This window comes from Bacillus sp. I-2 (assembly GCF_001974945.1).
GTDB classification, from domain to species: Bacteria; Bacillota; Bacilli; order Bacillales; family Bacillaceae; genus Bacillus; species Bacillus safensis.
This window is the reverse complement of record NZ_LZRW01000022.1, coordinates 499,016-524,828: the sequence shown is the minus strand read 5'-3', so window position 1 is coordinate 524,828 and position 25,813 is coordinate 499,016. Positions and strand designations below refer to the sequence as shown.

29 protein-coding genes are annotated in these 25,813 nt (G+C 41.3%); 12 read left to right on the top strand and 17 right to left on the bottom strand.

All coding sequences use genetic code 11. The features are described 5' to 3' along the window. The first annotated feature begins 3 nt into the window (after positions 1 to 3). Positions 4 to 87 (top strand): IS3 family transposase, encoded by an 84-nt coding sequence (locus BAE31_RS19470; RefSeq protein ID WP_434702602.1) that lies wholly within the window; start codon positions 4 to 6, stop codon positions 85 to 87. A 155-nt stretch (positions 88 to 242) separates the two neighbouring features. Here the strand turns inward: BAE31_RS19470 and rpsN are convergent, their stop codons facing one another. From rpsN to BAE31_RS08940, 5 genes are all read right to left on the bottom strand, one after another. After that, positions 243 to 512 (bottom strand): 30S ribosomal protein S14, encoded by a 270-nt coding sequence (gene rpsN, locus BAE31_RS08960; protein WP_025093900.1) that lies wholly within the window; start codon positions 510 to 512, stop codon positions 243 to 245. A 16-nt stretch (positions 513 to 528) separates the two neighbouring features. Beyond that, the gene (locus BAE31_RS08955; RefSeq protein WP_076840236.1) at positions 529 to 1,725 is read right to left on the bottom strand and encodes a GTP-binding protein; all 1,197 of its coding nucleotides are present in this window, start codon (positions 1,723 to 1,725) and stop codon (positions 529 to 531) included. Positions 1,726 to 1,807: 82 nt separating this feature from the next. After that, a complete protein-coding gene (rpmG, locus tag BAE31_RS08950) occupies positions 1,808 to 1,957 on the bottom strand; it encodes a 50S ribosomal protein L33 (protein ID WP_024423713.1) in 150 nt (49 codons plus the stop codon). 144 nt (positions 1,958 to 2,101) lie between these two features. Continuing rightward, positions 2,102 to 2,524 (bottom strand): DUF5362 family protein, encoded by a 423-nt coding sequence (locus BAE31_RS08945; RefSeq protein ID WP_024426331.1) that lies wholly within the window; start codon positions 2,522 to 2,524, stop codon positions 2,102 to 2,104. Positions 2,525 to 2,688: 164 nt separating this feature from the next. Next, complete coding sequence (locus BAE31_RS08940; RefSeq protein ID WP_076840234.1) at positions 2,689 to 3,198, bottom strand: GNAT family N-acetyltransferase; 510 nt, start codon at positions 3,196 to 3,198, stop codon at positions 2,689 to 2,691. A 116-nt stretch (positions 3,199 to 3,314) separates the two neighbouring features. Here BAE31_RS08940 and spoIIQ point away from each other — a divergent pair, with 116 nt between their 5' ends. Beyond that, positions 3,315 to 4,211 (top strand): stage II sporulation protein SpoIIQ, encoded by an 897-nt coding sequence (gene spoIIQ / locus BAE31_RS08935; protein WP_076840233.1) that lies wholly within the window; start codon positions 3,315 to 3,317, stop codon positions 4,209 to 4,211. A gap of 84 nt (positions 4,212 to 4,295) precedes the next feature. On the opposite strand, the gene BAE31_RS08930 is transcribed toward spoIIQ, so the two are convergent. The 5 genes from BAE31_RS08930 to BAE31_RS08910 form a co-directional block, all read right to left on the bottom strand. Continuing rightward, complete coding sequence (locus tag BAE31_RS08930; protein WP_024423704.1) at positions 4,296 to 4,643, bottom strand: P-II family nitrogen regulator; 348 nt, start codon at positions 4,641 to 4,643, stop codon at positions 4,296 to 4,298. 18 nt (positions 4,644 to 4,661) lie between these two features. Continuing rightward, positions 4,662 to 5,870 (bottom strand): ammonium transporter, encoded by a 1,209-nt coding sequence (locus BAE31_RS08925; protein ID WP_024426325.1) that lies wholly within the window; start codon positions 5,868 to 5,870, stop codon positions 4,662 to 4,664. A gap of 192 nt (positions 5,871 to 6,062) precedes the next feature. Beyond that, a complete protein-coding gene (locus BAE31_RS08920) occupies positions 6,063 to 6,803 on the bottom strand; it encodes an amino acid ABC transporter ATP-binding protein (RefSeq protein ID WP_076840231.1) in 741 nt (246 codons plus the stop codon). 10 nt (positions 6,804 to 6,813) lie between these two features. After that, positions 6,814 to 7,491 (bottom strand): amino acid ABC transporter permease, encoded by a 678-nt coding sequence (locus tag BAE31_RS08915; protein ID WP_080652918.1) that lies wholly within the window; start codon positions 7,489 to 7,491, stop codon positions 6,814 to 6,816. A 42-nt stretch (positions 7,492 to 7,533) separates the two neighbouring features. After that, positions 7,534 to 8,379, bottom strand: a complete 846-nt coding sequence (locus BAE31_RS08910) for a transporter substrate-binding domain-containing protein (protein ID WP_225315515.1) — start codon at positions 8,377 to 8,379, stop codon at positions 7,534 to 7,536. A 199-nt stretch (positions 8,380 to 8,578) separates the two neighbouring features. On the opposite strand from BAE31_RS08910, the gene BAE31_RS08905 reads away from it, so the two are divergent. After that, positions 8,579 to 9,967 carry an MFS transporter gene (locus tag BAE31_RS08905; protein ID WP_076840229.1) on the top strand — a complete coding sequence of 463 codons (1,389 nt, stop codon included), beginning with the start codon at positions 8,579 to 8,581 and terminating at the stop codon, positions 9,965 to 9,967. Positions 9,968 to 10,005: 38 nt separating this feature from the next. Here the strand turns inward: BAE31_RS08905 and BAE31_RS08900 are convergent, their stop codons facing one another. From BAE31_RS08900 to BAE31_RS08890, 3 genes are all read right to left on the bottom strand, one after another. Next, a complete protein-coding gene (locus tag BAE31_RS08900; RefSeq protein ID WP_024423699.1) occupies positions 10,006 to 10,605 on the bottom strand; it encodes an undecaprenyl-diphosphatase in 600 nt (199 codons plus the stop codon). 114 nt (positions 10,606 to 10,719) lie between these two features. Beyond that, entirely contained in the window at positions 10,720 to 11,907 is a 1,188-nt protein-coding gene (locus BAE31_RS08895; protein WP_076840227.1) for an MFS transporter, read from the bottom strand. 15 nt (positions 11,908 to 11,922) lie between these two features. Then, entirely contained in the window at positions 11,923 to 12,336 is a 414-nt protein-coding gene (locus BAE31_RS08890) for a MarR family winged helix-turn-helix transcriptional regulator (protein ID WP_024423697.1), read from the bottom strand. A gap of 347 nt (positions 12,337 to 12,683) precedes the next feature. On the opposite strand from BAE31_RS08890, the gene spoIIID reads away from it, so the two are divergent. The 4 genes from spoIIID (at position 12,684) to BAE31_RS08870 (ending at position 15,961) form a co-directional block, all read left to right on the top strand. Then, positions 12,684 to 12,962 carry a sporulation transcriptional regulator SpoIIID gene (gene spoIIID / locus BAE31_RS08885; protein ID WP_008343327.1) on the top strand — a complete coding sequence of 93 codons (279 nt, stop codon included), beginning with the start codon at positions 12,684 to 12,686 and terminating at the stop codon, positions 12,960 to 12,962. Between the two features lie 184 nt (positions 12,963 to 13,146). Further along, positions 13,147 to 14,148 (top strand): cell shape-determining protein Mbl, encoded by a 1,002-nt coding sequence (mbl, locus tag BAE31_RS08880; protein WP_007497573.1) that lies wholly within the window; start codon positions 13,147 to 13,149, stop codon positions 14,146 to 14,148. A gap of 124 nt (positions 14,149 to 14,272) precedes the next feature. Then, the gene (locus BAE31_RS08875; RefSeq protein ID WP_061110178.1) at positions 14,273 to 15,112 is read left to right on the top strand and encodes a flagellar hook-basal body protein; all 840 of its coding nucleotides are present in this window, start codon (positions 14,273 to 14,275) and stop codon (positions 15,110 to 15,112) included. Positions 15,113 to 15,142: 30 nt separating this feature from the next. After that, entirely contained in the window at positions 15,143 to 15,961 is an 819-nt protein-coding gene (locus BAE31_RS08870; RefSeq protein WP_034281197.1) for a flagellar hook-basal body protein, read from the top strand. 14 nt (positions 15,962 to 15,975) lie between these two features. Here the strand turns inward: BAE31_RS08870 and BAE31_RS08865 are convergent, their stop codons facing one another. Beyond that, positions 15,976 to 17,031: a tetratricopeptide repeat protein gene (locus BAE31_RS08865; protein ID WP_076840226.1), complete on the bottom strand. Its 1,056-nt coding sequence runs from the start codon at positions 17,029 to 17,031 to the stop codon at positions 15,976 to 15,978. Positions 17,032 to 17,250: 219 nt separating this feature from the next. On the opposite strand from BAE31_RS08865, the gene fabZ reads away from it, so the two are divergent. After that, a complete protein-coding gene (gene fabZ, locus BAE31_RS08860) occupies positions 17,251 to 17,685 on the top strand; it encodes a 3-hydroxyacyl-ACP dehydratase FabZ (RefSeq protein WP_075621595.1) in 435 nt (144 codons plus the stop codon). A 127-nt stretch (positions 17,686 to 17,812) separates the two neighbouring features. Then, positions 17,813 to 18,208, top strand: coding sequence for a large conductance mechanosensitive channel protein MscL (gene mscL, locus BAE31_RS08855; RefSeq protein WP_024423693.1), 396 nt, complete (start codon positions 17,813 to 17,815; stop codon positions 18,206 to 18,208). Between the two features lie 27 nt (positions 18,209 to 18,235). Here the strand turns inward: mscL and BAE31_RS08850 are convergent, their stop codons facing one another. Beyond that, a complete protein-coding gene (locus tag BAE31_RS08850; RefSeq protein ID WP_024423692.1) occupies positions 18,236 to 18,646 on the bottom strand; it encodes a YwpF-like family protein in 411 nt (136 codons plus the stop codon). A gap of 117 nt (positions 18,647 to 18,763) precedes the next feature. Here BAE31_RS08850 and BAE31_RS08845 point away from each other — a divergent pair, with 117 nt between their 5' ends. The 3 genes from BAE31_RS08845 to ytvA all read left to right on the top strand — a co-directional run bounded on the left by BAE31_RS08845 (position 18,764) and on the right by ytvA (position 21,329). Continuing rightward, positions 18,764 to 19,123 carry a hypothetical protein gene (locus tag BAE31_RS08845; protein WP_056765590.1) on the top strand — a complete coding sequence of 120 codons (360 nt, stop codon included), beginning with the start codon at positions 18,764 to 18,766 and terminating at the stop codon, positions 19,121 to 19,123. Positions 19,124 to 19,526: 403 nt separating this feature from the next. After that, complete coding sequence (locus BAE31_RS08840; RefSeq protein ID WP_212667500.1) at positions 19,527 to 20,387, top strand: Cof-type HAD-IIB family hydrolase; 861 nt, start codon at positions 19,527 to 19,529, stop codon at positions 20,385 to 20,387. Between the two features lie 153 nt (positions 20,388 to 20,540). After that, positions 20,541 to 21,329, top strand: a complete 789-nt coding sequence (ytvA, locus tag BAE31_RS08835; protein ID WP_029706346.1) for a YtvA family blue-light photoreceptor — start codon at positions 20,541 to 20,543, stop codon at positions 21,327 to 21,329. Positions 21,330 to 21,397: 68 nt separating this feature from the next. Here the strand turns inward: ytvA and BAE31_RS08830 are convergent, their stop codons facing one another. Together BAE31_RS08830 and BAE31_RS08825 are read right to left on the bottom strand one after the other, a co-directional pair. Beyond that, positions 21,398 to 24,175, bottom strand: coding sequence for a DEAD/DEAH box helicase (locus BAE31_RS08830; RefSeq protein WP_056765594.1), 2,778 nt, complete (start codon positions 24,173 to 24,175; stop codon positions 21,398 to 21,400). Next, positions 24,162 to 25,769: an SWIM zinc finger family protein gene (locus tag BAE31_RS08825; protein WP_041108115.1), complete on the bottom strand. Its 1,608-nt coding sequence runs from the start codon at positions 25,767 to 25,769 to the stop codon at positions 24,162 to 24,164. Before BAE31_RS08825 ends, BAE31_RS08830 begins: the two co-directional genes overlap by 14 nt. Between the last annotated feature and the right edge of the window lie 44 nt (positions 25,770 to 25,813).

Below are 25,813 nucleotides of genomic sequence, written 5' to 3'. Positions count from 1 at the left end.
TATATTGATTATTATAACAATATCCGAATTCAATTGAAATTAAACAGCCAGTCACCAAAAGAGTTTCGGCAACTGGCTGTTTTATAAAGGTGTTTTGATCCCTGTCTCAAAAACGGGGGTCAGTCCCATCTCTGCTGGTTTTTAAATTGCTATTTTGCACCTCAAAAAGATTGGAAAATAGATTTTCCCTCATTGTGTGCGGCTTTACTTTTACGAGTGCTGTGATAAGATCAAATCATTCTTTACCAGCTCGATTTTTTCACTCCAGGGATATGACCCTTATAGGCAAGCTCACGAAAAGCAATCCTAGACATTTTGAATTTTCGTAAATAACCTCTGGGACGGCCCGTTAATTCACAGCGGTTTTTTAAGCGGGTAGGGGAAGAGTCTCTAGGTAATTTTCGTAAAGCTTCATAGTCACCTTTTTCTTTTAATTCTTTCCTTAATTCTGCATATTTCAATACAAGCTGCTGTCGTTTTTTTTCTTTAGCAATCTTAGATTTCTTTGCCAATTAAAACCCTCCTGGCCTAATTTTGTATTTTCCATTGAAAGGGGTCCTCAAATGTAGTCCAATCTTGATCAAATTCCTCAGGTGTGAGCAAGCATTGATCAAGAGTACGAATAATTTCTGCTTTAGGCAAATCTACACCGATAAACACAAGTTTTGTATGGCGATCACCAAACTCTGCGTCCCACTCATCTAGAAGCTCTGGTTCCTGATTTAATATCCGTGCTTTTTCTTGTTCAGGCAAAGCAGCAATCCAGTATGCAATTGGTTCAATCGCAACAGATTTCCCAGCTTGTGAAATTAAAATGGTTAAATCATGATGTGTGGCAAGCCAAGTAAAACCTTTCGCACGAACGATCTGCTCAGGCATTTGATCTAACCAAGCATTCAGTCTGCCAGTATGAAAAGGGAGTCTTCTTTCGTAAACAAAAGATGAAATTTGGTATTCCTCTGTTTCCGGTGTATGCTGACCATGTCCTGCGTTGATTTCTTTGATCCACCCAGCAGAAGCACTTGATTTTTCAAAGTCGAATAAACCAGTATTCAAAATGTCATCTGGCTGTACTATACCTTTTGAGGTTTTGATGATAGATGCTTCTGGTTGTAGTTTGTTCAGCACATGCTCAAGTCGATCTAATTCAGAGGGAGATATTAGATCACATTTATTGATAATAAGCACGTCACAAAATTCGATTTGATCAATGAGTAAATCGGAAATTTCTCGCTCGTCGTCATCGGAAACCGCTTCTTTACGATCTAATAAACTCTCTCCTGACTGGAAATCAGTCCAGAAACGATTTGCATCTACTACTGTGACCATCGTATCTAGACGGCAAAAGCGGGTCAAATCTATACCCATTTCTTCATCAATATAAGAAAACGTTTGAGCGACGGGAATTGGTTCACTAATTCCGGTTGATTCAATGACAATATAATCAATATTACCCGCTTTACAAAGGCGTTCTACTTCGATTAACAAGTCTTCTCTCAAAGTGCAGCAAATACAGCCGTTAGATAATTCAACGAGTTTCTCATCTGATCGAGAAAGCTCGCCGCCTTGTTTGACTAGTTCTGCATCAATATTAATTTCGCTCATGTCATTGACGATCACAGCCACTTTTAATCCTTTGCGGTTTTGAAGAACATGATTTAATATCGTTGTTTTTCCTGCTCCTAAAAAGCCGCTTAATACTGTAACAGGTATACGCTTATTCATTTGTTTTTGTCCTTTTGAAAACGATCATTTTGTTTTCCGCCTCGCTTAAAAAGTAATCATTGCGATTTGTAATCTAAAAAATTTATTTTGTTTCTCTATGAAGGGTATATTTCTTTAATCGAGGAGAATATTTTTTTAACTCCAATCGGTCAGGATTCGTTCTTTTATTTTTTGTTGTGATGTAGTTTCTGTCACCTGTTTCAGTACAGGCCAACGTAATATTCACGCGCATAAGTAATAGGATCCTCCTTTAATTCGTAATAGTTACGATTTGTATTTTAAAATGATCAAGACTGAATGTCAAGCATAGGAGAATGATCCAAGTCAAATGATAAAAACAAAAGGGGTATCTAATGACTATTGATACCCCTCTCCATTAATAAAAGTCACCGAGTTCTTGTTCGTAATCACCTTCATACTGCTGGACATCATAAGGAATTTCTTGGAGGAAGGCTAACCCGCCTAGTATAAGTATCAAAACGATGGCAATGAATGAAAGAATAACTGCGGCAATACTTGAAATGGCAAACAATGTTTGCATTTTCATCATCTTAGCGTACTGTTCTAATAATTCTTCGTAAGAAGTATCTGGAGCCTGAATCAAGTGTTCAGCTGCTTTTACAGATTTTTGTACATGAATGCCCATCATAATGAGGAAGACGCCAAGGGCTGCAGGAAGAACAAGCCAAAAACCAATAAGAATAGCCAGACCGCCTGAAATATAGAGAAAGATACTACCAACCTTTCCCCACTTTACGATTGAATGAAGAGATTGAATGATTTTCTCAGTTTGTTGCAATGGTGTTCACTCCTTTATGTATTCACTCTTTATCATACTTGAGTAAGTTGTGCTTTAGGAAGAGTGAATGTTGATTGATTATATTGTTTCTCTCTTTACTACACTTTTTACAGCTGTGACTTGCGTCATAAAAAAAGCGTCTCTTTTTCAAGAAGACGCTCGTTTTATAATTCTTTTCCTAGGATATCTAAATCGTATCTGCTGCCGTCCATTTCTGCGATGCGTGGCAGGTGGCCCCATGTCTCAAAGCCGTGCTTTTTAAATAGTCGAATGCTGGCTTCGTTGTGCCCGAAAATAAAGGCAAGTAACGTTCGAATGCCTAATGAGGGTGCTAAATCAATGGCTTCTTGCAAGAAAAGTGATCCTAAGCCTTTTCCTCGATAGTCTTGGTTTAAATAGATACTCATTTCAACGGTCCCGTTGTATGCAGGCCTTCCATAAAACGTTTCAAAGCTGAGCCAGCCGTATATATTTCCATCCTCATCTGTTTTCACATAGAGAGGCCTTTTCTTGGAATGATTCAAAAACCATTGCCGGCGGTCCTCGACAGAAACTGGTTCTGTATCAGCGGTCACTTCTCTTGAAGCAATGGTTGAATTGTAGATATCAACGATGGCTTTGAGGTCATCTTCTGTTGCTATACGGTTGAAAGTTTTCACAATTAAGTCCCCCATCTTTTTTTCATTTATCATACATATTATTGATGCGATTGCGCAAAATAAAAAGAAAAATGATTTCGTGTGTATATATTTTTTGAAAAGTGTTCAGAATGTTGCTGAGGTGATGAAAAATGAGAGAGGAAGAAAAGAAACGTACTTCCAAAATCACAAAAGTTCAGCAATTTTTCCGTAAGCGCTGGGTATTCCCTGCTATTTACTTGGTCAGCGCAGCGGTCGTGTTAACAGCCGTTCTTTGGTATCAAGCTGTATCAAAAGATGTGAAAGACCAACTATCTGATGGAAATCAAACAGGGCAAGAACAGCGCGATGATGCCGTTGAAGTTGGAAAGCCAATTGAAAATGTCGCAATGCCGGTCCAGAATTCTGATAATGTTTCTATCGTGAAAAAGTTCTATGAAGCAGATGCTGACCAAAAAGAAAAAGAAGCAGCACTTGTAAACTATAATAACACCTATACCTTGAGCAAAGGTATTGATCTTGCAGATAAAGATGGCAAAGTGTTTGATGTCACAGCTGCTCTTAGTGGAACAGTGGTTCAAGCGAAAAAAGATCCAGTTCTTGGTCACGTTGTTGAAATTGAACATGAAGATGGATTATCGACTGTTTATCAATCGTTGTCACAACTGAGTGTCAAAGAAGGCGATGAAGTCAAGCAGAATGATGTCATTGGTGCTTCTGGTAAAAATCTATATGGTGCTGAAAGCGGCAACCATGTGCATTTTGAAATTCGTATGGAAGGTTTAGCGCTTAATCCGCTTAGCTTCATTGACAAGCCTGTTTCTACAATTGAAAAAGCAGCGCAAGAAGTGACGGAACAAGCAAAAGAACCTGCTCAGCCAAAGACTGAGGAAAAAACGAAAGAACCTGCTGCTGAAGATAAAGCCAAAGAGCCAGCTGGAGAAAAATCTGAAGAAAAGTCTGATGAGAAGGGGAAATCCTCTGATCAAGAAAAGTCTTCTGATTCCTCTAAAGACAGCAGTCAGTCAGAAGAAACAAAACAATCTTAATGTCTTACAAGGTCCTCTGTGTATATGAATATGCAGAGGTTTTTTCTGCTTAAAAAGATCCTCCGCCGAGTGGCGGAGGATACACTATAGGGCGGCAGGTCCTTCTTCACCTGTCCGAATGTTGATTGTATTCGCTACCTCATATATAAAAATTTTCCCATCCCCTGGTTCGCCTGTACGAAGTACCTTTTGAGCTGTTTCAACGACCTGTTCGACAGGTACTTTGCTTAGGACGATTTCGATCTTTAATCGTTCGTACACGTTGCTTTCTTTTTTGACGCCGCGGTATAGCTCTGTATGTCCCTTTTGTAAGCCGCAGCCGTGTACATTTGAAAAGGTAATCGAGGTGACACCAATCTTTCCAAGCTCCACCTTTAATGTTTCAAAATTAGCTGGACGTGTGACAATCTCCACTTTATACATTTTGCTCATAGAGACACCCCTTTTTCTTTAATCTTGATAAGCTTTTTCACCGTGCATGGTTAAATCAAGACCCACTGATTCTTCTTCTTCGGTTGCACGAATTTTGAAGAAGACATTGACCACTTTGATGATCACGTATGTCACAACGGCAACAAAAGCGTACGTGGCAACAATCGCGACCACTTGCTTCCAAAGTAAGCTGGGATCTCCATAAAATAAGCCATTGGCTCCGCCGTCATTGACAGAAGTTGTGGCGAAAAGTCCTGTTGCAATTCCTCCCCAAGTACCGCCAATTCCGTGAAGGCCGAATGCATCTAGTGCGTCATCGTAGCCAAATTTGGCTTTGAGTGAAAAGACTCCCCAGAAACAGACGATTCCGCCAATGATTCCTATTATAATAGAAGCAAACGGTGTAACAAAGCCTGCGGCAGGTGTAATGGCGACAAGACCTGCGATGGCTCCAGAGATCGCGCCGAGCATGGTCGGTTTTTTGTTGATCATCCACTCTACTAACAGCCAGCCGATGATTCCTGCAGCAGCAGCTGTATTGGTGTTAATAAAGGCAAACATGGCCACGCTGTCTAATGTAAGAGCACTACCCACGTTAAAACCAAACCAGCCAAACCAGATGACAGCTCCGCCAAGAAGGGTGTAGATCAAGTTATGCGGAGAAGAGCTTGCTGCTTCTTTACGCTTCCCGAGCACAATCGCCACGACAAGACCCGCAACACCGGATGAGATGTGAACCACGTTTCCGCCTGCGAAGTCAAGCGCACCCATCTCGCCAATCCAACCGCCGCCCCATACCCAGTGTGCGACTGGAGCATATACAAATGTGACCCAAAGAAGTGTAAATACAACGACTGCTGAGTAGCGAATCCGTTCAGCAAAGGCCCCTGAGATGATGGCTGTTGTTAAGACGGCAAAGGTCATTTGAAACATCATGAACAATGAATGTGGAATGGTCTCACTATAGGAACCAGGCTCAAAGCCTACGCCTTTCAGGCCCACCCAGTCTAATCCTCCGATCCATGCATTGCCTGGTGCAAACGCTAAGGAATAACCGAATACGATCCATACGATTGAAACGATCGCTAGTGACGTTAAGCTGTGCATGGTTGTGCTTAACACGTTTTTACTTCTCACGAGTCCTCCGTAGAATAAAGCTAAACCCGGTGTCATTAACCACACGAGTAGTGCGCAGAAGAACATAAATACTGTATCACCCATTTGCATGCTGCATTCCCCCGAATCATTCAGAATTATTGTTTTCTTAATTCTTCATTATAGAGAGAAAAGTCATATATAACATATACATGTAAGTTTATCTGACATGGTTTTTTGGTTAAGATCAATATAAATGGATGAAAAGTTCGTGAAAAATGAGCAAAAACGTAAGTTAAGCACTAAAAATGAAGGGCGTTTGACCTATAAAATGGAGCTAAGAAACAGTTTTGTACGTTCCTCCCTAGGAGAATCAAACAATTCCGAAGGGACGCCTTCTTCGACGATGCGGCCTTCGTGCATGTAGACGACACGATCGGCAACTTCTTTCGCAAAGCCCATTTCATGTGTGACGATGACCATGGTCATGCCTTCTTTTGCGAGGCTTTTCATCGTTTGCAGCACCTCGCCTACAAGCTCTGGATCAAGGGCAGACGTAGGTTCGTCAAATAACATGACATCAGGCTTCATGGCGAGGGATCTTGCTATGGCTACACGCTGTTTTTGGCCGCCTGATAGTTTAGAAGGATATACGTTGGCTTTATCCGCAAGCCCGACTTTTTCTAGCAAGGCGCTGGCTTCAGCGATGGCTTGCGCTTTCTTTGTTTTTTTCACCATAACAGGCGCTTCGATGATATTATCAAGCACAGTTTTGTGTGGGAAAAGATTAAAATGCTGAAACACCATCCCTATTTTTTGTCTCATTTCGTTTAATTGATCGCGCTTTGGATGAACAGGACTGCCATCAATGATAATGTCTCCATCATTTTTTATTTCTAAAAAGTTCATACAGCGGAGCAAGGTGCTTTTTCCAGAACCGCTTGCGCCAATTAAGACGACCACATCATTTTCATAAACGGTGAGATTGATATCTTTTAAAACATGAAGCTCTCCAAAATATTTATTGAGTTTTTCAACACGAATGATTTCCTTTGATTCTGTCATGCTTCTCCTCCTATTGGTCACTGGCTGATAGTTTCTTCTCAAAGGTTTGGACAGCGAATGTTAACAGCAGGACAAGAACTAAGTAATAGACGGCTACAACAAGTAAATACGTCATATTGTCAAAGCTGTTGGAGCCTTGCGTGGTGGCGACATTAAATAGTTCATTGACACTGATAAAGGCGGCGAGTGATGAGTCTTTTAAGCCGATAATGAACTGGTTGCCAAGAGGTGGGAGGGCACGCCGCATCGCTTGCGGGAGAATGATGCGCCTCATTGTTAAAAAACGACCCATGCCAAGAGAGCGTCCTGCCTCTTTTTGCCCCTGATCGATGGATTGGATAGCACCTCTAAATATTTCGGCTATATAGGCCCCATTATGAAAGGCGAGCGCAATGGAAGCAGCCCAGAAGTCGGGTATATTCAATTCTGTGAGGCCGAAGTATAGGATGAAAATTTGAACAATAAGTGGTGTTCCGCGTACAAGAAAGATATAGGCATTGGCGATATAACCGAAAACGGCTATGCGGGATATTTTCAATAAAGCAAAGAAAAGCCCGATGAACATACCGATGAAGATGCTGATCACTGTGAGCTGTAAGGTGATCAGCATTCCTTCTAAGAAAATACCTCTTGAATCAATCAGTGTCTGAAAAAAGTGTGATAGGGTAGGCAAAACAATCATCTCCATTTGAAGAAAGTGCGCCTATAAAAAGGGCGCACAATCGTGGTTTTAATCTTGTTTGACCGTGATGTCTTCATCAAAGTACTTTTCGCTAATTTGTTTTAATGTTCCGTCTTTTTTTAGTGCGTCAATCGCATCGTTGATCTCTTTTATGAGCTGTTCATTTTCTTTTGATACAGCAATTGCCTGCTCACTTTGTCCGAGTCTTTCCTGCGCTGTGATGTTCAATTTTTTCTTCATCGCTTCTGCACCTGTGGCGAAATCTGTTACGACTGCATCGTGTTTTCCGTTGGCCAGTGCTTCTAAGGCGACGACATCACTATCATAATATTTTGGTTCTTGCCCGCTATGTTCCTTAGCAATATCAGCGTAGGACGATCCTTTGGATACAGCAATTTCTTTGTCTTTTAAGTCATCAGCATGCTGAATGTCTGATCCGGGTCTTGTGAAAATTTGCGGACCAGAGTAGTAATAGGGCTTAGAAAAAAGGACGTGTTTTTTTCGTTCCTCATTGATGGTATGACTTGCAACTGCCGCATCAAATTTACCTGCTTTCACGCCTTCGACGATGCCTGCGAATTTATATTTTTTCTGTATAGGTTCAAGACCTAGTTTGTCACTAATCGCATTGCCTACGTCGATATCAAAGCCGGACATCTGATTTCCATCCATGTAACTAAACGGATGAAATTCACCTGATGCTGCAAAAATAAATTTTCCATCCTCCAAAATTGGCGACCCTTTCGCTGTAGAATTACGTTTATCTCCGTTCCCATTTGTTTCATTTGAACCACACGAAGACAGAAGTAATACTGCAACCGAGAAAAGGGCTGGGACCCAAAACCGTCTTTTTTTAATAATAAGCTTCTCCTCCTTTTCAGCCGTTCTCCATATAAGGAGAAAGTAGGCTTTTCAATATGTGTAGCATCTTACCATTTGTTCCTCATATTCTCAATTTTATATGTGTTATTCCAACAATCGTCCTTTTTAGAATGTATGTCTTGCTTTTCTAAGAGAGAACTTGAATTGATTAGGGTAAAAAAGGGAAATGAATCTCATAATAACGAAAGGGTTGCAAAAAGGAGGTCAGTGTATGAACAAGTGGAGAGACAATCGAAAAGTTTTTTTAACCGCTATTGCCTTTGGAACGATGTTGAATCCGCTGAATTCATCAATGATTTCTTTGGCCTTGCATCAAATTCAGCATGAATTCGGTTTGTCGTTTACGACCGTATCTTGGCTTATTTCTTCTTTTTATTTAGCCAGTGCAGTAACACAGCCAGTGAGCGGCCGGATTGGGGATCATGTGATGAGCCGGAGAACCTTATTTTTATTCGGTCTGGTTCTTGTCGCACTCTCAGCCATTTGCGCGCCGTTTGCCCCAACGTTTGCGGTGCTGATTGTGATCCGTTTGTTACAGGCGATTGGAAGCAGTGCCATTTATCCTTCTGGGGTCGGACTCATTCGGGATCATATTCAAGAAAGACAGGCTTCGGCGTTAGCGGTATTGTCCATTTTTGCTTCAGCGATGACGGCGCTTGGACCGACGCTTGGCGGATTTCTGATGACCATTGGCGGCTGGCCGGCTATCTTCTTAGTGAATCTGCCGTTTATTTTGATTAGTTTCTTTCTCGGTCTATTGTTGTTTCCGAAGGAGCAGAAGAAGAGAAAGCTGCGCATAGGCGAAACTGTGCGAACACTCGATTTGCCAGGGATGCTTCTTTTTACCGTCTGCATTGTTCTCCTGCTTTCATTTTTATTATCACTGGGTGATGGCATTCAATATGTTCAAGGCATTCTTTGTCTCCTGAGTGCAGGCGCTTTTATCTGGTGGGAGTATCAGGTGGATGAACCGTTTATTCAAATACGGATGTTCAGAGAAGAGCAGCGGCTGTCACTTGTGTATGTGCAATTTATCATTTTAAATATCTTTTTCTATTGTCTCTTTTTTGGTTTGCCGAGTTATTTTCAGGATGAGTTAGGCTGGCGTGTGGAGATGACGGGTCTTTTTATGCTGTGTATGTCAGGGGTGAGCATTATTGTGTCGCCGCTGACAGGAAAGTGGGTGGATCGCGGGGATGAACGCCATCCAGTTTTAGCGAGTGCAGTATTGATGCTGGCTGGAGCGTCTGCCATGACTTTCTTTTTTATTCCTGCGCCATTATGGGGAAAAGGATTGGTTCTAGCGCTGCTCGGGCTCAGTTATGGGATTGGGAATGTTGCGCTTCAAGCTGCGATGCTCAAGGCAAGTCCTCAGCAAATGATTGGCACGTCCTCTGGACTTTTTCAAACATGCCGCTACCTTGGTTCTATTCTGTCGTCTGCTGTGCTTGGTATGCTGTTTGGGGATGAAATTGCTGGTGCTCATTTTGCGCAATTAGGCTGGACGTTGATCATCATTTCTCTTATTGGCATTGGCGTCAGTCTTTATTTTTCAAGTATGATTAGAGGGAGACAGCCAATAAAAAAAGCGGCGCGATAAGTGAGAGAAGAATCTTCATCACGTTATCGCAAGGCCGCTTAAGAGTTGGACAGGTCTGAGCCCTGATCCTTTGTCTTCCTTCTGAAAATTTTCCCTACAATTGTCTCGTAAAATGTTACGATGCGATCAATAGGAGAGTCAAAGAACTTCCATAATTTATTCATGATAAAGACAACCACAATCGATACGACCAAGCTGCCTAAAACATCAAATGGATAATGATGACCGACCCAGATGCGGGAGAATCCTGTAAGTAATCCAAAGACGAGCAAGATATTGCCGAGCTTTTTATTACGAGATCGAATGGCTAGTGAAAGAGCCAATGCACCTGTTGTATGGTCACTTGGGAAGGAAGCGTCTGCTGAGTGCGGGATGAGTGTGTCGACTTTATGCGCCACAAACGGCCGCTCTTCATAATGAAACAATGTAATGGCAAAGTTGACGATAAGTGCTGCAATGCCTGTTACACCGGAAAAGAAGACATGCTTCTTAAATTTGTGATTCCCTAAAAACCAGCAAATCAATAAGACAAGGGCGTACACAAGAATGGCCTTTTTCGTAATAAAGATCATGGCCTGATCTAAAAACTCAGAATGGTGAGCCATCCCGTGTATGACTTTAAACAATTCGTAATTCAAAACATCACCTATACTTTCGCTTAATGCTAACTATTTTTCAACAAAGCCTTTATGCTCTATTTGGAATATCCTATATTTTAGCATGTTTCCGGCGAAGTTTAAAATAGTACCCTTTTATTCTGAAAGGGAGATCTTTTGTGCTTTTGCTTCCTGGGGTTTTCGTTCGCTCCAATAAAAAACGCCCATACTCAGTAAGACCACAATACCCGCAATGAGGTACACATTTGAAAAGTCTGTGAAGCTGACAAGGAGTCCAAAGACAAATGAGCCGGCAGCAATACCTGTATCATACAGGGTGAAGAAAGTAGCCGTCGCATATCCCGTACGATGAGCTGGTGAGTGCTGAATCGCAAGTGTTTGTAAACATGGCACGAGCGATCCGTAGCCAAGTCCAATCACAGCGCCTGATAGAAGAAGCATTGTAGCGGAATGTGTCGCTGTCAGCATCCATAAACCAATGGCAAAAAGGGCAATCGAAGGATAGATCACAACGTGAGCTCCAACCCGGTCAAAAAGTCTGCCTGTAAATGGACGTGATCCAAGCATTGCAGCCGCAAATACAATAAAGAAATAACTGCTTGCACCCATCAAATGAAGTGAATTGGCATAAACTGAAATAAATGAAATAATCGGCGAATAACAGAAGGAAATAATAATGCCGACGGCCGCTGTTTTTAATGCGCCTTTTTCAAACAGATGCGAAAACGTGAATCGGAAGACAATGCTTCCACCGTTTTCAGGCTCTGGCTGTCTAATCAGCATCGTAAAAGCAGCTCCGATCGTCACGATAATGGAAAAGAGAAGAAATAAGGAATGAAATCCTATTTTTCCTACTTGATTCAGTGCGATAAACGGACCGATGACGACAGCGAGGTTCATAGACATCACAAAGTATCCGAGTCCTTCCCCGCGTTTATGTTTCGGGATCATATCAGCCGCAATGGCACTGGCAACTGTCGTCAAAATACTAAAAAAGATCCCTTGTACGAAACGCAGCACAAGGAGCGTTTGGAATTGATCAATCGGAATATATAAATAAGTGAGTAAGGCAAAGGCTGTAGAAGAGAAAATCGCCATCCGTTTTTTGCCGAATTTCTCAATAATGGCGCCAGAAAACGGTCTTGTCACAATAGCAGATAATAAGAAGACCGTCACAAGGAGACCTCCCTGTGATTCTGTTCCATTTAGTTCATCCATTGTGTAAATGGGCAGTAATGTCAAAAGGGCATAAAAAGAGGTGAACGTAAATAAATTCACCAGGACAATCATGATAAAATCTTTTGTCCATATGCGTTCGTTCATGATGTATGTCACTTCCTATTCAGTTGATAATTTGTGTAAAAGTGTATGGAGGAGTTGTTTTTCTTCGTAGGTAAAATCTGAAAGACATTCTTCTTCAAATTGTTCCATCGTGCGTTTGATTTCTTCAAATCGGGCTTTTGCATCATCTGTCATCACGATCAGATTCTCACGTTTGTCTTTGCCTTGTACACGTTTCACCCAGCCGTTTGCTTCTAAGCGGGTGACGGTTCTGGTGATGGTCGGTGCTTCGACGTTCAAATATGTCCAGATGTCTTTTTGGGTTTTTGGGCCGAATGTATCCAAACAAAAAAGCACAGTCCACTGGGACATGTACAAGTCATAAGCAGCAAGCGCTTCGTTCGCCTTTTTAGACAGCAGCCGTGCGCCTTGATGTATTTGATGTAAACACTCTCTATTTAACGTATCCATATGCTCACCTTTTTTAAATATTTAGCTAGGTAAATAAATTCACTTTTTCTATTTTACGTGCTGAACCCTTTCTTGTAAAGTAGAAATTTTCGCGCCCCGAAATGATTTTTTGTTTTGCCTTTTCTGATAAATCCCTTGTCCCATCTTCATTTTTAGCATATTCCCTATTCAATGCTAATACACTGTTACAAACCTGACAAAGAGAGTGTTTGAGGTGAGGGATCGTGTTTGGCATTTACTACCTAATGGATGAGAAATTACGACGAACAAGCGCCGCTGAAAATGGATAATCTTCATACGGATCTCATTTCACACTTCTCACATCCATTTTAGGGAGGTCGAGTGGTGTGCACGATTACATCAAAGAGCGAACAATCAAGATAGGAAAGTATATCGTGGAGACAAAGAAAACCGTTCGTGTTATTGCGAAAGAATTTGGAGTCTCTAAAAGTACTGTACACAAGGATCTAACAGAAAGACTGCCAGAAATTAATCCAGATCTGGCTAATGAAGTAAAGGAGATACTGGATTATCATAAATCAATCCGCCACTTGCGAGGAGGAGAAGCCACCAAGTTAAAGTATAAAAAAGAAGAAATTTTAGAAGGCGAGCCTGTGAAACAGTAAGCTTAGTTCTTTGTTCATAAACATGATATATATATCTTCCTCATATCGGTAGTTTCTAACCACAAATTTTGTAAAGACTTTTGTAAAGAAATATCTTTTTTTCTGCAAATTATGATAGAATATATAATTAGGGCAGAATGTGGTATTTGCTATGGAAACAGATTTTCAAGGAGGATATATATAGATGTTTGCTAGGGATATTGGAATTGATCTTGGTACTGCAAATGTACTGATTCATGTCAAAGGAAAAGGAATTGTGTTAAATGAACCATCTGTGGTAGCTCTTGACAAAAACAGCGGGAAAGTTTTGGCTGTTGGAGAAGAGGCTAGACGTATGGTTGGACGTACGCCTGGGAATATTGTTGCGATTCGTCCATTAAAAGACGGCGTAATCGCTGATTTTGAAGTAACTGAAGCGATGCTCAAGCATTTTATTAACAAATTAAATGTGAAAGGGCTGTTCTCTAAGCCGCGTATGCTCATCTGCTGCCCGACAAATATTACATCTGTTGAGCAGAAGGCGATCAAAGAAGCTGCTGAAAAAAGTGGTGGTAAGCATGTATTTCTTGAAGAAGAGCCAAAAGTAGCAGCGATTGGTGCTGGTATGGATATTTTTCAGCCAAGTGGAAACATGGTCGTAGATATTGGAGGCGGAACGACAGATATCGCTGTCATCTCAATGGGTGACATTGTAACCGCCTCTTCTATTAAAATGGCTGGAGACAAATTTGATCTGGAAATTCTAAACTACATTAAAAAAGAGTACAAGCTGTTGATCGGTGAGCGCACGGCTGAGGATATTAAGATCCAAGTTGCAACGGTATTCCCAGACGCACGTCACGAAGAGATTTCGATTCGTGGACGAGACATGGTGACAGGATTACCAAGAACGATTACCGTCACAAGCAAAGAAGTAGAAGAAGCATTGCGTGAATCTGTATCTGCGATTGTTCAGGCTGCGAAACAAGTTCTTGAAAGAACACCGCCTGAATTATCAGCTGATATTATCGATCGCGGCGTCATCATTACAGGTGGCGGAGCTCTTCTAAACGGGCTTGATCAATTGCTTGCAGAAGAGCTGAAAGTACCAGTTTTCGTTGCTGAAAATCCAATGGACTGTGTAGCAGTTGGTACGGGCGTGATGCTTGATAATATGGACAAGCTGCCGAAGCGTAAACTCAGCTAATGATTTCCCTCATTCTTTTTAGAAAGAATGGGGGATTTTTATTAAAGAACCCTGCTAATCAGCCGATATATTTCATAGAAGATTGTGTTTAGGTCGTGTGAAAGAATTTGAATGAGGTGAGCACGTGTTAAAAGGACTATACACCGCAACATCTGCCATGATCGCTCAAGAGCGGCGGACAGAAATGCTTTCAAATAATATCGCAAATGCGAATACCCCAGGCTATAAAGCGGATGAAGGGGCAATGCGTGCATTTCCAGAAATGCTGCTGAGCCGAATGGAATCAGGACGTTTCCAAACATCTTCAGGCAAAGGCTTTAGTGTTCCACTGCAATCGCCGATTGGTGGAATCAATACTGGGACATATATGCAGGAATTAATCCCTCAATTTACACAGGGAACTTTAAAAACAACAGATCAAACAACAGATGTAGCACTAGTTGAAAATAATGTGCCGATCAATCCGGAGACCAATCAGAAATCAGCGCTATTTTATGCGGTCAACACACCAGAAGGCGTTCGTTATACGAAAAGTAGCTCCATTACATTGAACGCACAAAATCAGCTGACGATTAATGGACGCGCCCTTCTTTCCGTGACAGGTCAGCCGATTACGGTTCAGAGTGAGAATTTCAAAGTGAATGCAGATGGTACTGTGTCTGAAAATGGCCAAAATCTTGGTCAAATCGATGTACGTGTTGCGATGGATACAAGAAACCTAGCGCGTGAAGGAAATGATTTATACCGTACAGCTGATAACCAGCCACTGCCAAGTGCAGTCAATAACGGTCAAATGTCCTATACGTTAAGCCAAGGCGTATCGGAGCTGTCGAACGTGGATGTGACGAAATCATATACAGATATGACAACGGCCTACCGAGCATTTGAAACAAATCAAAAAGTGGTTCAGGCGTATGATAAAAGCTTAGAAAAAGCAGTGAATGAAATTGGCAGAGTGTACTAATCAAGAAATGAAAAAGAAAGGAGGATAATTATGCTTAGAACGATGATAAACGCAGCTGTATCAATGAATGAAGTGCAAAAGCAGCTTGACATCATCAGCAACAACATCGCGAACAGTGAAACAACAGGGTACCGTGCGAAAAATACCCGTTTCTCAGAGCTGATCAGACAGCAGTTTAATCAGGTAGATGAAAAAAATGAGCAGGTGGCAAACAGTCGTCTGACACCTGCTGGGTTAAGGCTTGGAACGGGGACAATGGTCAATGCGTCCATTAACTCGCTGCAAGGCTCGATTAAAGAAACAGGACGTGATCTTGATGTTGCCTTCGGAGCGCCGTCGCAGTATTTGCAGGTCAACGCCGGCGGTAATATCCGTTATACAAGAGATGGCTCACTCTACTTGCAGCCGGGCAATAACCGTAACCAAGTGCAGCTTGTCACGAGCGAAGGCTATCCGATTCTTGATGAAAACGGGAATGCAATCGTCTTAAATGCGAATTTCCGTGATATTTCAATCGATAAAAATGGACGGCTTACGGCGATTTCAAGAGATAATCAACCGAATCAGCAAGTGAATCTAGGCGTTGTACAAGTCAATAATTCGTCAGCACTTGTCTCTGAAGGAGATAATTTGTTCTCGGTCGACGGAACCTATCAAGGCGCATTAACTGCACTAAATGGAGCAAACCGAGAGGCGATTCAGCTTCAGCAAGGTGCACTGGAAACGTCAAATGTGGACATGTCGAAAGAATTAACAGACCTCATGACAACACAGCGTTCCTATCAGATGAATTCAAGAACGATTACGATGGGCGATCAAATGCTGGGATTAATTAATACAATTCGATAATCAGCAGGCTGGTATCAGCCTCTCATGATAAAAAAGGCGGCTCGCTCAAAGTCGCCCTTTTTTTTATAAAAATCTGAGACATCAGCAAGCAGATCCTCAAGATCAATCCAGGCTTCTTTTCGTTCAAGACATGTGACGAGAGTGGCGATCTGCTCATCTGCCTTTGGCGTTTGGCTGTAGAGAAGAGATAAGATTTGAAACTTCATTCTTAATATATCAAACTGGGAAGCAACGGCTTCTTTCAGTCCTTTTTGAATATATTTCATCCCTTCATCGGTTAAATTTTCTTTAAAACAGGAACGCACAGTTTCGTATAGGCACGATACATAGGAGTGTGCTGACTTTCGGTATGCTGGAAGACGAAGCGCTTTTTTGAAGTATTCCAGCGCTTCCTTATGACGGTTTTGTCTTGACTGAATAAAGCCAGCATCATAATAAACGATACCGAGCAGCTCTTGATCATCAATTTTTTTCACATAATCAATAATTTCAATGAAAATATCTTCCGCTTCCTTATATTTTTTTTGGTCGCTATAGTTAAGAGCGAGCACAATTTTACACCGATAGATGCTATGGATATCTCCGTGCTTTGCAAAAATATCCATGGCTTTTTGAATATGACGAATCGATAACAACGAGTAACGGTTGTTATAATAAACACCGCTTGTACGGAAATGGAACTCTGCTTCCTCCAGCTCATCGTTAAGTAATGGCAGTCGTTCCTCTGCCTGTTCGAGATAATGAATCGCATCATTTTGATCACTTTTTAAAGATTCATATAATCCGAGAAAGAAATAAAAATAATATTGCAGTTCTTCGTTCATATCATCTTTGTGGGGCAGCAGTTCATGTTTGAGTTTTTCTAAGTCCTCTGTCTGATTCATCCAGAGCTGATGACGGAAAAGCATCAGCTGATAATGGAAATAGAGTTCCTGTTTTTTTGATAATTTGCGTTTATATTTTAGCAGTGTTTTTTTGATTTCTTCAGCCTTCGAAAAATGTCGATGCTTTAGCATTGTATACCAGGAATGGAGAAGTTTTTTTATGGATTTATCGCTCATAAAATTCATTTTTACCCTCTTATTCAATCAATGATGTAATATATATTACCATATTTGTGAAAAAACAATGAGTGTAGTGTGGATTATATTTGATGACAATTGGTAATGATAGATTCTATTTTTTACCATATGCATAAGGCGAATATTGAAAAATGCCAGCATTCATAATATACTTCTATAGGAATCAAATGAAGATCAGCGATATAGAAAAGAAGGAGAGATCAAGATATGCTTGATGCTCAGCAAATTCAAGACATTATTCCACACCGTTACCCATTCTTATTGGTCGACCGTATTTTAGAGGTTGATGGTGACAAAAGAGCGGTTGGAATCAAAAATGTAACAGTAAATGAAGAATTTTTTAACGGTCATTTCCCAGGATATCCAGTCATGCCGGGTGTGCTTATCGTAGAAGCGCTTGCTCAGGTTTTTGGGGTCATCATTTTAGGTAAAGAAGAGAACCAAGGGAGAATTGGTTTGTTTGCTGGAATTGACGGCTGCCGATTCAAAAGACAGGTCAAGCCTGGCGATCAGCTTCGTTTAGAGGTTGAAGTGACGCGCCTCCGCGGTCCTGTTGCAAAAGGAAAAGCCGTAGCCACTGTAGATGGCGAAGTGGCATGTGAAGCAGAACTTACATTTTCTATTGGTCCTAAAGTATCATGATTTGTTTGGCGATTCATCAAGGGTGAATCGCTTTTTTAGATGAAAACAACCAGTCTGAACGGATCAGGACTTGCATTTTTGACAAAAAAACGTCATATTAGACAAAAAAAGATGAAGGTGATAAAGGATGCTGAAAGAATTTAGAGAGTTTGCTGTCAAGGGCAATGTCATTGACTTGGCTGTAGGTGTCATCATTGGGGGAGCATTTGGCAAAATTGTCACTTCTCTTGTGAATGATTTAATTATGCCGCTTGTCGGTATTATTATTGGAGGGCATGATTTTAGCGGTTTATCCATTAAAATCGGAGCTGCTCAAATTTTATATGGGAACTTCATTCAAACAGTGGTTGATTTCTTAATTATCTCGTTTTCCATTTTTATCTTTATTCGTTATTTGAATAAGTTAAAACGGAAAAAGGTTGAGGAAGAAGAGGTTGTGGAAACGCCGGATCAAACGGAAGTTTTGCTAACTGAAATCAGAGATTTATTGAAAAATCAAAGCCAGTCTAAAGATGTGCAATAGAAAAAGAGCGGCTGATCCCGCTCTTTTTTATGTGTTTTGTTTAAAAGCATCCAGTAGTTTTTCTCCTGACAGCCCCTCTTTGACGAGGTCTTTTAATACTTCTTCAGTTTCTGTTCTGTAACGATTTGTAATCATTTTACCATCTAGTAACACAGAAATGTTTTCTTCTAAGGCAACGATGTTTTTGACTTGGACAGATAGATGAACAGGGCGGTTGTTTTCTTTAGTGATCGTTACAAGAATCTTCACTTCTGTGTGCTGCTGAAAGAGTACCTCAAACACCTGTCTATGTTTCTTTGGAATGAGTGCCTCGATCATCCAGTGATTTTCACCGTCTTCTTTATTAATGATTAAACCGTCACGAAGGGGAATGCTGGACATTTTATCTTGCTGTGGATCAAGTTCAATTTTTAAATCAATCAGCCTAAAGGTTTTCATATTTATCACCTCACAAGCGTTCATTATTCGTAAGTATTATTATAGCATACAACATCTGTATAAATGAAACCGCTGCCTGCTTAGAACTAGCTGCACATGAGTGAAAGGAGATGTTTTATGGAGTCCTATCAATTAAGAAACATTCATATTGGCGACGACAAGGCAAAGAGTGATATACGTGTTTATTCGTGGGGAGACATTCTTTCATTTTGTGATGTGTATATGGAAGAAGGAGAGTCACTCACGTTTCAATATGTCACCGAGGATCAAATGGACTGTTTTGAGTTTCAGCTGTCGGTTCATGATGGCCGGCTTTGTTTTTATTGGTTTGCGTGGGACGGATCTGATTATATTCACATGCCTTCTAGTAATTGGATTCATTCAGATATTTTTTATCAATTTATGAAAAATAAGTATTTCATCAAACAAAACAAGATGATGTTTTATACGCAAGCGGTAAAAAACAGAAATGAATGAGGATATAGAGAATTTGAAGGCCTATTTTGCTATTTTCCTGTTTTGTCACATACGGCCTTTCTCCGTAGACTAGGGGTAGCTGAAAGGAAAGGAGGCAAGTCCCGAATCAAAAGGTAACGTCTATCATCTGACAGCCCCCCCTCTAGCTAAAGCTGATAGATGCTGCCTTGTTCATATGAACACTGCGTAATATAGAACCAATGCTTCTTTGTATAGGTCTGTGTCCCCTTGTGAATCCCCTTTGTGTGTATCCGGTCATATTTGCGTGGCCGGATACCCTTTTATTCACTGTTTAACCGATCAGCTCTTGCAAATAGTGGATACTCATTTCATAATGATGATGGATTTTGTTAATGGTATGTCGGTTGAAAATAAAGACATAAAGGAGAGAACGATGACAAACATTCAATTAATCGCAACGGATTTAGATGGAACTTTATTGAACAGTGAACACAAAGTGAGTCAGGAAAACGAGCAGGCATTAAAGGAAGCAGCTGCGAATGGAATTGAGGTTGTCGTGTCAACAGGGAGAGCGTATTTTGATGTGAGATCTATTTTTGACCAGCTTGGTATGAATACATGGGTGATTAGTGCCAATGGAGCTGTAATTCATGATCCAACTGGACAAGTGTACCATTCAGCTGCTTTACAAGAAGAAAAGGCTAAACACATACTGTCATGGCTTGAAGAACGTGATTATTATTATGAAGTCTTTACAAACGAAGCCATTTTCACGCCAAATCGCGGCAGAGAGCTTCTTGCGATTGAAATGGACCGTTTAAAAAGTGCAAATCCAGAAACGGATCAAAATGTCTTAAAACAAGCGGCAGAAGTTCAATACAGCCAGTCGGGTTTTTCTTATATTGATACATATAAAGAATTGTTTCGTGAGGATCGAAAGCTTTCATTTTACAATATCTTAGGTTTTTCTTTTTTTCAAGACAGATTGAAAGCCGGATGGGATATGTTTGGTGATGATTCAGATGTAACATTGGTCAGTTCGGCTGATCATAACTTTGAAATTGGTTCAAAATACGCGTCTAAAGGGCAGGCTTTAACAAGGCTGGCAGAAAGACTAGGTATTCCTTTAAGCCGGGCAGCGGCTGTAGGAGACAGTTTAAATGATGAATCAATGCTTCGAGCTGCTGGTGTTGGGGTTGCGATGGGGAATGCGAGACAGGATATAAAAGAAATCGCTGATCACGTGACGTTATCAAATGATGAACACGGTGTCGCGCATATGATCCGGCACCTTTTGAAATAGATGAATCAGATGTCGTGGTATAAATCACATAGGATGAAGCGCATTCTACAAAAGAGGAATTCAGAACCACTTCTATTTACACATGATGTGGAACATCATATAATTTAATTATGAATATAACCCGCTTGTAAGGAAAATAAGGAGAGTAAACGAATGGCGCTGGAATCTTATAAGTCCGAAAATCTGCATTTAATCAAGGAAGCCTTGGACTATACTCAGGTTGGCCTGACGGTGACGGACCCGTCTTTACCTGATAATCCTTTAATATATGTGAACAAGGGCTTTTTAGATATGACAGGCTATCAAGAAACTGAAGTATTGGGGAGGAATTGTCGTTTCCTTCAGGGAGATGAAACTGAACAAATCGCTCTCAAGCAAATTAGAACAGCCATTGAGAACAAAGAGGCTGTTACTGTTCAGCTGAAAAATTATAAAAAATCTGGACAAATGTTTTGGAACGAGTTAAGTGTCGCTCCTCTTTGGATTGACGAAAAGGAAGGAAAACGTCTTTATTTTGTTGGTCTGCAAAAGGATGTCACGAAAGAGAAAGAACAGCAGGAGCTTCTTGAGCAATCAATTGATGAAGTGCTGAATATTTCTGTTCCAATCGTTCCGGTGAAAGATGGTATCTCTGTGTTACCGATCATTGGTACGTTAACAGCGCCAAGATTTGATAAGATCATTTCAACGGTCTCCACCTATATCTCTCAATCCAAGGATGATTATTTTATTGTCGATCTGTCCGGGTTATTAGAAGTGGATTCATTTGTGGCAGATGCGATCTTTAAGCTGAACGATTTGATTTTAATGACGGGTACTGAACTCATTGTGACAGGAATTAAACCGAATCTTGCAATGAAGATGGGAGAAATGAGAGAGGACTTCCGTGAATTAAATACGTATATGAATGTGAAATCTGCATTGAAAAAACTGAACATTTAGCATACGTTATATGAAATAAAAAAGAGGACTTTTCATGAAGCTTGAGAAAAGTCCTCTTTTTGCTGTGATTAAGATGATTGAGCGGCGGCACTTAAGGTAAATAAGTCTTCTAGTTCGTTTGTCGATAGCTCTGTAATCCAGCTTTCGCTTTGGATAATTTGATCATTTAATGTTTGTTTTGTTTCGAGCATTTGATCGATTTTTTCCTCGATTGTGCCCGTTGTGATCATCTTATGGACGTGAACAAATCGTTTTTGTCCAATCCGATAAGCTCGGTCTGTCGCTTGGTTTTCCACAGCAGGATTCCACCATCTATCGTAGTGAATGACATGGTTTGCGGCGGTTAGGTTGAGTCCTGTTCCTCCTGCTTTTAAAGAGAGAATTAAGATGTTGAATTCTTTCTTCTGGAAGCGGTCCACCATTTTGTCCCGCTCCTGTTTTGAGAGACTGCCATTTAAAAATTGGACTGGTTCTCCAAACATCTTTTCTGCCAGCTGCTTGATCATGTTACCCATTTCAATATACTGCGTAAAGATGAGGCAGCTTTCTCCTTGCTCATGTATCGCTTTTAACAGCTCTGCGAGTTTATCCATTTTTAACGAACGTTTCAGCAGTTTCACATCTGTTCCACTCTCTTTTAAATAGAGCGCAGGGTGATCGCAAATTTGTTTGAGTCTGCCAAGCATACTTAAAATAATGGCTTTTCGCTGCATCCCTGTTAATGATGCCATATGTTCAAAGGTATCCTTCACGAGCTGTTCATATAAAGATGCCTGCTCAGCGGAGAGCGGAATGAATTCTTTTTCTTCGAGTTTTTCAGGCAAGTTCAGGGCAACCTCTTCATCTTGTTTTGTTCGTCTTAATAAAAATGGTTTGATCAGCTGCTGGAGCTGTTCAATTCTTTTTTCTTCACGGTCTTTTTCAATCGGAAGGACGAACTTTTTATGGAAGCTGGTCAGGCTGCCGAGATATCCTTTGTTGACGAAATCGAATATGGACCAAAGCTCTGTCAAACGGTTTTCCATTGGTGTCCCGCTGAGGGCTATGTGATGCTGTCCTTTGAGCTGTCTAATCGCTCTCGATTGTTTCGTATGGGCGTTCTTGATGTTTTGGGCTTCGTCTAAGCAAATGGTATTCCACTTTGCTGCCGTTAATTCATCACGATCAGAATGTGAGAGTCCATAAGACGTCAGAACAATATCTGTTGACTCGTATGCTTTTGTGAAGTCCTCTCCCTGGGGACGCGATGGGCCATAATGCAGGGCAACCTTCAAATGTGGTGCGAACGTTTCGAGCTCTCGCTGCCAGTTTCCTAAAACAGAAGTCGGCGCAATGATGAGAGATGGAGCGGCATTTTGCTCCTGCTCCTTCAAATACGTGAAATACGCGATCATTTGAATCGTTTTTCCAAGGCCCATATCATCTGCTAAACAAGCCCCAAATCCATGAGATCTTAAAAATAACAGCCAATTCACACCATGCTGCTGATACGGACGCAGTGTGCCTTTGAAGGACTCACTCATTTCGTAAGAAGGCAGCTCGTGCGAATCATTTAATTGGTGGACAAGCCCTCTTAATTGCGATGAAAGTTCAAATTGAATATGGGCAAATGCTGAACTGTCTAGTAGTTCTGGAATCGATTCAGAGGAAGCTTCTTGATCTGCCAGTTCGCGTGATAAAATATCAGACATGTGAAGTCCTTCATTTTCGGCACGCTCCATCCACTTTTTCATTTGCTGGATGAAGGTCGGGTCTATTTTGATCCATTGTCCTCGAATGTTGACAAGACGTCGTTTGCTTTGGACAAGTTCGTTGAACTCATCTTCTGTCAGCTCAATGCCGTTTGTGGCAAAGCGCCAATTAAAGTCCATTAATGCGTCCATTCCGACATGCGATTCGCCTCGCGGTGTAGAAGAAATCCTTGCTTTTAACATCATCGTGCTGTCTTTGACAATTTGCCACCACGATGGGAGCAGAATCTCAATGCCCATATTGACAAGTGTTTCACTTGCTTCAGATAGGAAGAGCCACGCTTCTTCTTCTGACATAAGTGTGGTGCCAGATGTGAAAGAAAGCCAAGGGACGATTTGACTGAATCGTTCCAGCTCTCTTGAAATTTTATCTTGATACGGATGCCAAGACCTTTTCAATGAACGAATGCCTTCAAAAAAGTGAAGGTCGCTGTTTTTCTTATCACGCAAAAACAATTCGATTTTCCAATCATCTCCGTCAAAATCCGGCTCGTTTAAGCGCAAGCCGACAGTGAACGGCGTTTCGTCATCAATCCAGCCAATCGTCTCCAGGAAATCCTGCTCATCTAGAAAATGTCCTTGGAAGGATGAGAGCGCAGGCGATTGTGCGGTCATACGGTTCCATTTGTGCTGCAAGGCATCATCATATTGAATGTAATCCTGTACAGCAAAGGAGAACCAATCAGCCGTATAGCCATCTAATAGCCCTTCTTTATCTTTAAAACGAAGCTCGCCTTTTGTCCACGCCTCGTAATCGGGAACGAAATCTTCGTCCTCGATGAATTCGTAAATGGTGGAGGCTGTTTTCATCAGTGGTTCCGTTTCATCCGTTAATGTCACATGACTAAACGTATTAAATGAATTTTTTCCCAGCAACTCAACGGTCATCCAAGGGCTTAACAGAAAGGCAGGTGTGCCAATAAAGCTGACATCTTCTAAGAATGTTCCGTAGAAAGAAGATTCGTGCCATTGGAAAAGCTGCCTCTTCATTTCATTAAGCGGAACAGGGTGTCCGTCCTCTGCTTGCGCTGAAATGGTGAAAGAGAAATCTTCAGTTTGTTCTGCATGAATGACAATTTGTTTATGGCGTGTCATCAATCAATTTTCCTTTCTTCATTTCCTCTTGGAACGCACGCAGCCTTTTTGTTGAATCTTGCAGCTGCTTTACATACCTTTCCCAGATCGCGGTTTTTTTCGTTTTATGATAAAGCGTGCGCAGTTTCTTCAGCATTTTCACAGACTCTCGATAAGCACTTCGATTCTTTTGATCGAGAAGCAATGAGATTTCGCGGTGGTACGATGGAATGAGGGCTTCCGGCTCCTCTTTTGCAATCTGCTTGATCAAATCCTTCTCCAGTTCACTAATGGAGAAACCTACAAGGCTGTGAATCTCAATCCATTCCGCATAACGCTGCTGTGCATACAAGAGCTGACTGTATTCTGTAAACGCATAGGGCATACAGATTTGTAGGTAGCGTTCATATAAATGATGATCCTTCGTCTGCTTAAAGTATGCATCTAAATAAAAGAAGAAATCACTGACGGCTCCCCGCAGTTCTCTATAGGAAAGGTCGAGCTGGCAATATTCCTCTAATATATAGGTGATTTCATGATACCAGAGCTTGAGCCGCTTCCAGTCCTTTCGGTTTGTGAGATCCTTTAGCCAATTGAGCACATTTGGCAGCATATCCGCATTGAGCAGCTGTAATTGCTGAAAGAGGCTTTCGTCTTCTTTCAGTAAATAATCCATGTGCATCAGCCCGATAGTACGTTCAACCGTTTGTTCTTTCTTTTGGGCGTTCTTTAGTAATTCTGTTTCTTTTTTGACCCATTTCCCTCTATTTAATATGGTGCCCCAAATCTCCATAAAGACCGCTACTCGTTCATGCTGGAAAGGTCCACTGATTTGAAGAAGTGTGCGAACGGCAGTTGGTGTGTTTTCAAGAAACGGATCGAGGGAAAAGGAAAGGGCGTATGTCTTCAAATGATCCACTGAATCGAAAATGGTGTTCATGAGCTGTTCTACATAGGGATTCATGGAATAAAAGTCTTTTTCGGCATCAAGCCGGCCGAGGTCGACGAGTTCATGAAGCCTAAGCCATACATCGATCGACGTATGAATCGCATACAAGCTCTTGAATTCAGGTGAAGCAGGTGCGTGTTTTTTTAGGATCGATAAATAGCCGTAATATAAATGCTGCGGCGTTTGCTGGTGCTTCGGTGTCCGTTTCAGCCAGAGGTTAAATTCCTCTTGGAAAAAAGTCAGCCAGCTTTGGAGTGATTGTTCGTCTGGGCGCTTCACTTGGAAGTGCTGGCGAATCAGTTCTTTGCTGCGCTGTAATTCATCTTTTTCTGACCAATTTTCTGTAAATCCGGTCACACTCTCTACTTGAGCGTATAGCGAAAAGAAGACAGCAAGAATGTGTTTACAAAGTCCATCTGCTGGACATGAGCAGCTGCTTCTCACAGGAAACAGCACATGAAGGTGGACCTTTGCTGCCACGACGTCATGTACATAAGCTGACCATTCGGTATCAGACTCTTGCTTGAGCCGATATACGCTGTCCTGTCTATAAGTAATCAATGCTTTTTTGATGAGTTGTTTGTTTTCATCTGTTGCAGGAAGAAGTTCTTTGATCTGTTCGGCTGTTTGTTTGATTTCTTCTTCGTTGATGTTGTGCTGAAGCATTTGATCCGCTCCTAACCAAGTAAAAGATTCCAATTCTTTTATTA

Bases quoted from the DNA above. Each gene is read 5' to 3' on its own strand.
- BAE31_RS08955 (WP_076840236.1), bottom strand. From the start codon at position 1,725: ATGAATAAGCGTATACCTGTTACAGTATTAAGCGGCTTTTTAGGAGCA.
- rpmG (WP_024423713.1), bottom strand. From the start codon at position 1,957: ATGCGCGTGAATATTACGTTGGCCTGTACTGAAACAGGTGACAGAAAC.
- BAE31_RS08940 (WP_076840234.1), bottom strand. From the start codon at position 3,198: ATGGGGGACTTAATTGTGAAAACTTTCAACCGTATAGCAACAGAAGAT.
- spoIIQ (WP_076840233.1), top strand. From the start codon at position 3,315: ATGAGAGAGGAAGAAAAGAAACGTACTTCCAAAATCACAAAAGTTCAG.
- BAE31_RS08930 (WP_024423704.1), bottom strand. From the start codon at position 4,643: ATGAGCAAAATGTATAAAGTGGAGATTGTCACACGTCCAGCTAATTTT.
- BAE31_RS08925 (WP_024426325.1), bottom strand. From the start codon at position 5,870: ATGCAAATGGGTGATACAGTATTTATGTTCTTCTGCGCACTACTCGTG.
- BAE31_RS08920 (WP_076840231.1), bottom strand. From the start codon at position 6,803: ATGACAGAATCAAAGGAAATCATTCGTGTTGAAAAACTCAATAAATAT.
- BAE31_RS08915 (WP_080652918.1), bottom strand. From the start codon at position 7,491: ATGGAGATGATTGTTTTGCCTACCCTATCACACTTTTTTCAGACACTG.
- BAE31_RS08905 (WP_076840229.1), top strand. From the start codon at position 8,579: ATGAACAAGTGGAGAGACAATCGAAAAGTTTTTTTAACCGCTATTGCC.
- BAE31_RS08895 (WP_076840227.1), bottom strand. From the start codon at position 11,907: ATGAACGAACGCATATGGACAAAAGATTTTATCATGATTGTCCTGGTG.
- BAE31_RS08890 (WP_024423697.1), bottom strand. From the start codon at position 12,336: ATGGATACGTTAAATAGAGAGTGTTTACATCAAATACATCAAGGCGCA.
- mbl (WP_007497573.1), top strand. From the start codon at position 13,147: ATGTTTGCTAGGGATATTGGAATTGATCTTGGTACTGCAAATGTACTG.
- BAE31_RS08870 (WP_034281197.1), top strand. From the start codon at position 15,143: ATGCTTAGAACGATGATAAACGCAGCTGTATCAATGAATGAAGTGCAA.
- BAE31_RS08865 (WP_076840226.1), bottom strand. From the start codon at position 17,031: ATGAATTTTATGAGCGATAAATCCATAAAAAAACTTCTCCATTCCTGG.
- fabZ (WP_075621595.1), top strand. From the start codon at position 17,251: ATGCTTGATGCTCAGCAAATTCAAGACATTATTCCACACCGTTACCCA.
- mscL (WP_024423693.1), top strand. From the start codon at position 17,813: ATGCTGAAAGAATTTAGAGAGTTTGCTGTCAAGGGCAATGTCATTGAC.
- BAE31_RS08850 (WP_024423692.1), bottom strand. From the start codon at position 18,646: ATGAAAACCTTTAGGCTGATTGATTTAAAAATTGAACTTGATCCACAG.
- BAE31_RS08845 (WP_056765590.1), top strand. From the start codon at position 18,764: ATGGAGTCCTATCAATTAAGAAACATTCATATTGGCGACGACAAGGCA.
- ytvA (WP_029706346.1), top strand. From the start codon at position 20,541: ATGGCGCTGGAATCTTATAAGTCCGAAAATCTGCATTTAATCAAGGAA.
- BAE31_RS08830 (WP_056765594.1), bottom strand. From the start codon at position 24,175: ATGACACGCCATAAACAAATTGTCATTCATGCAGAACAAACTGAAGAT.
- BAE31_RS08825 (WP_041108115.1), bottom strand. From the start codon at position 25,769: ATGCTTCAGCACAACATCAACGAAGAAGAAATCAAACAAACAGCCGAA.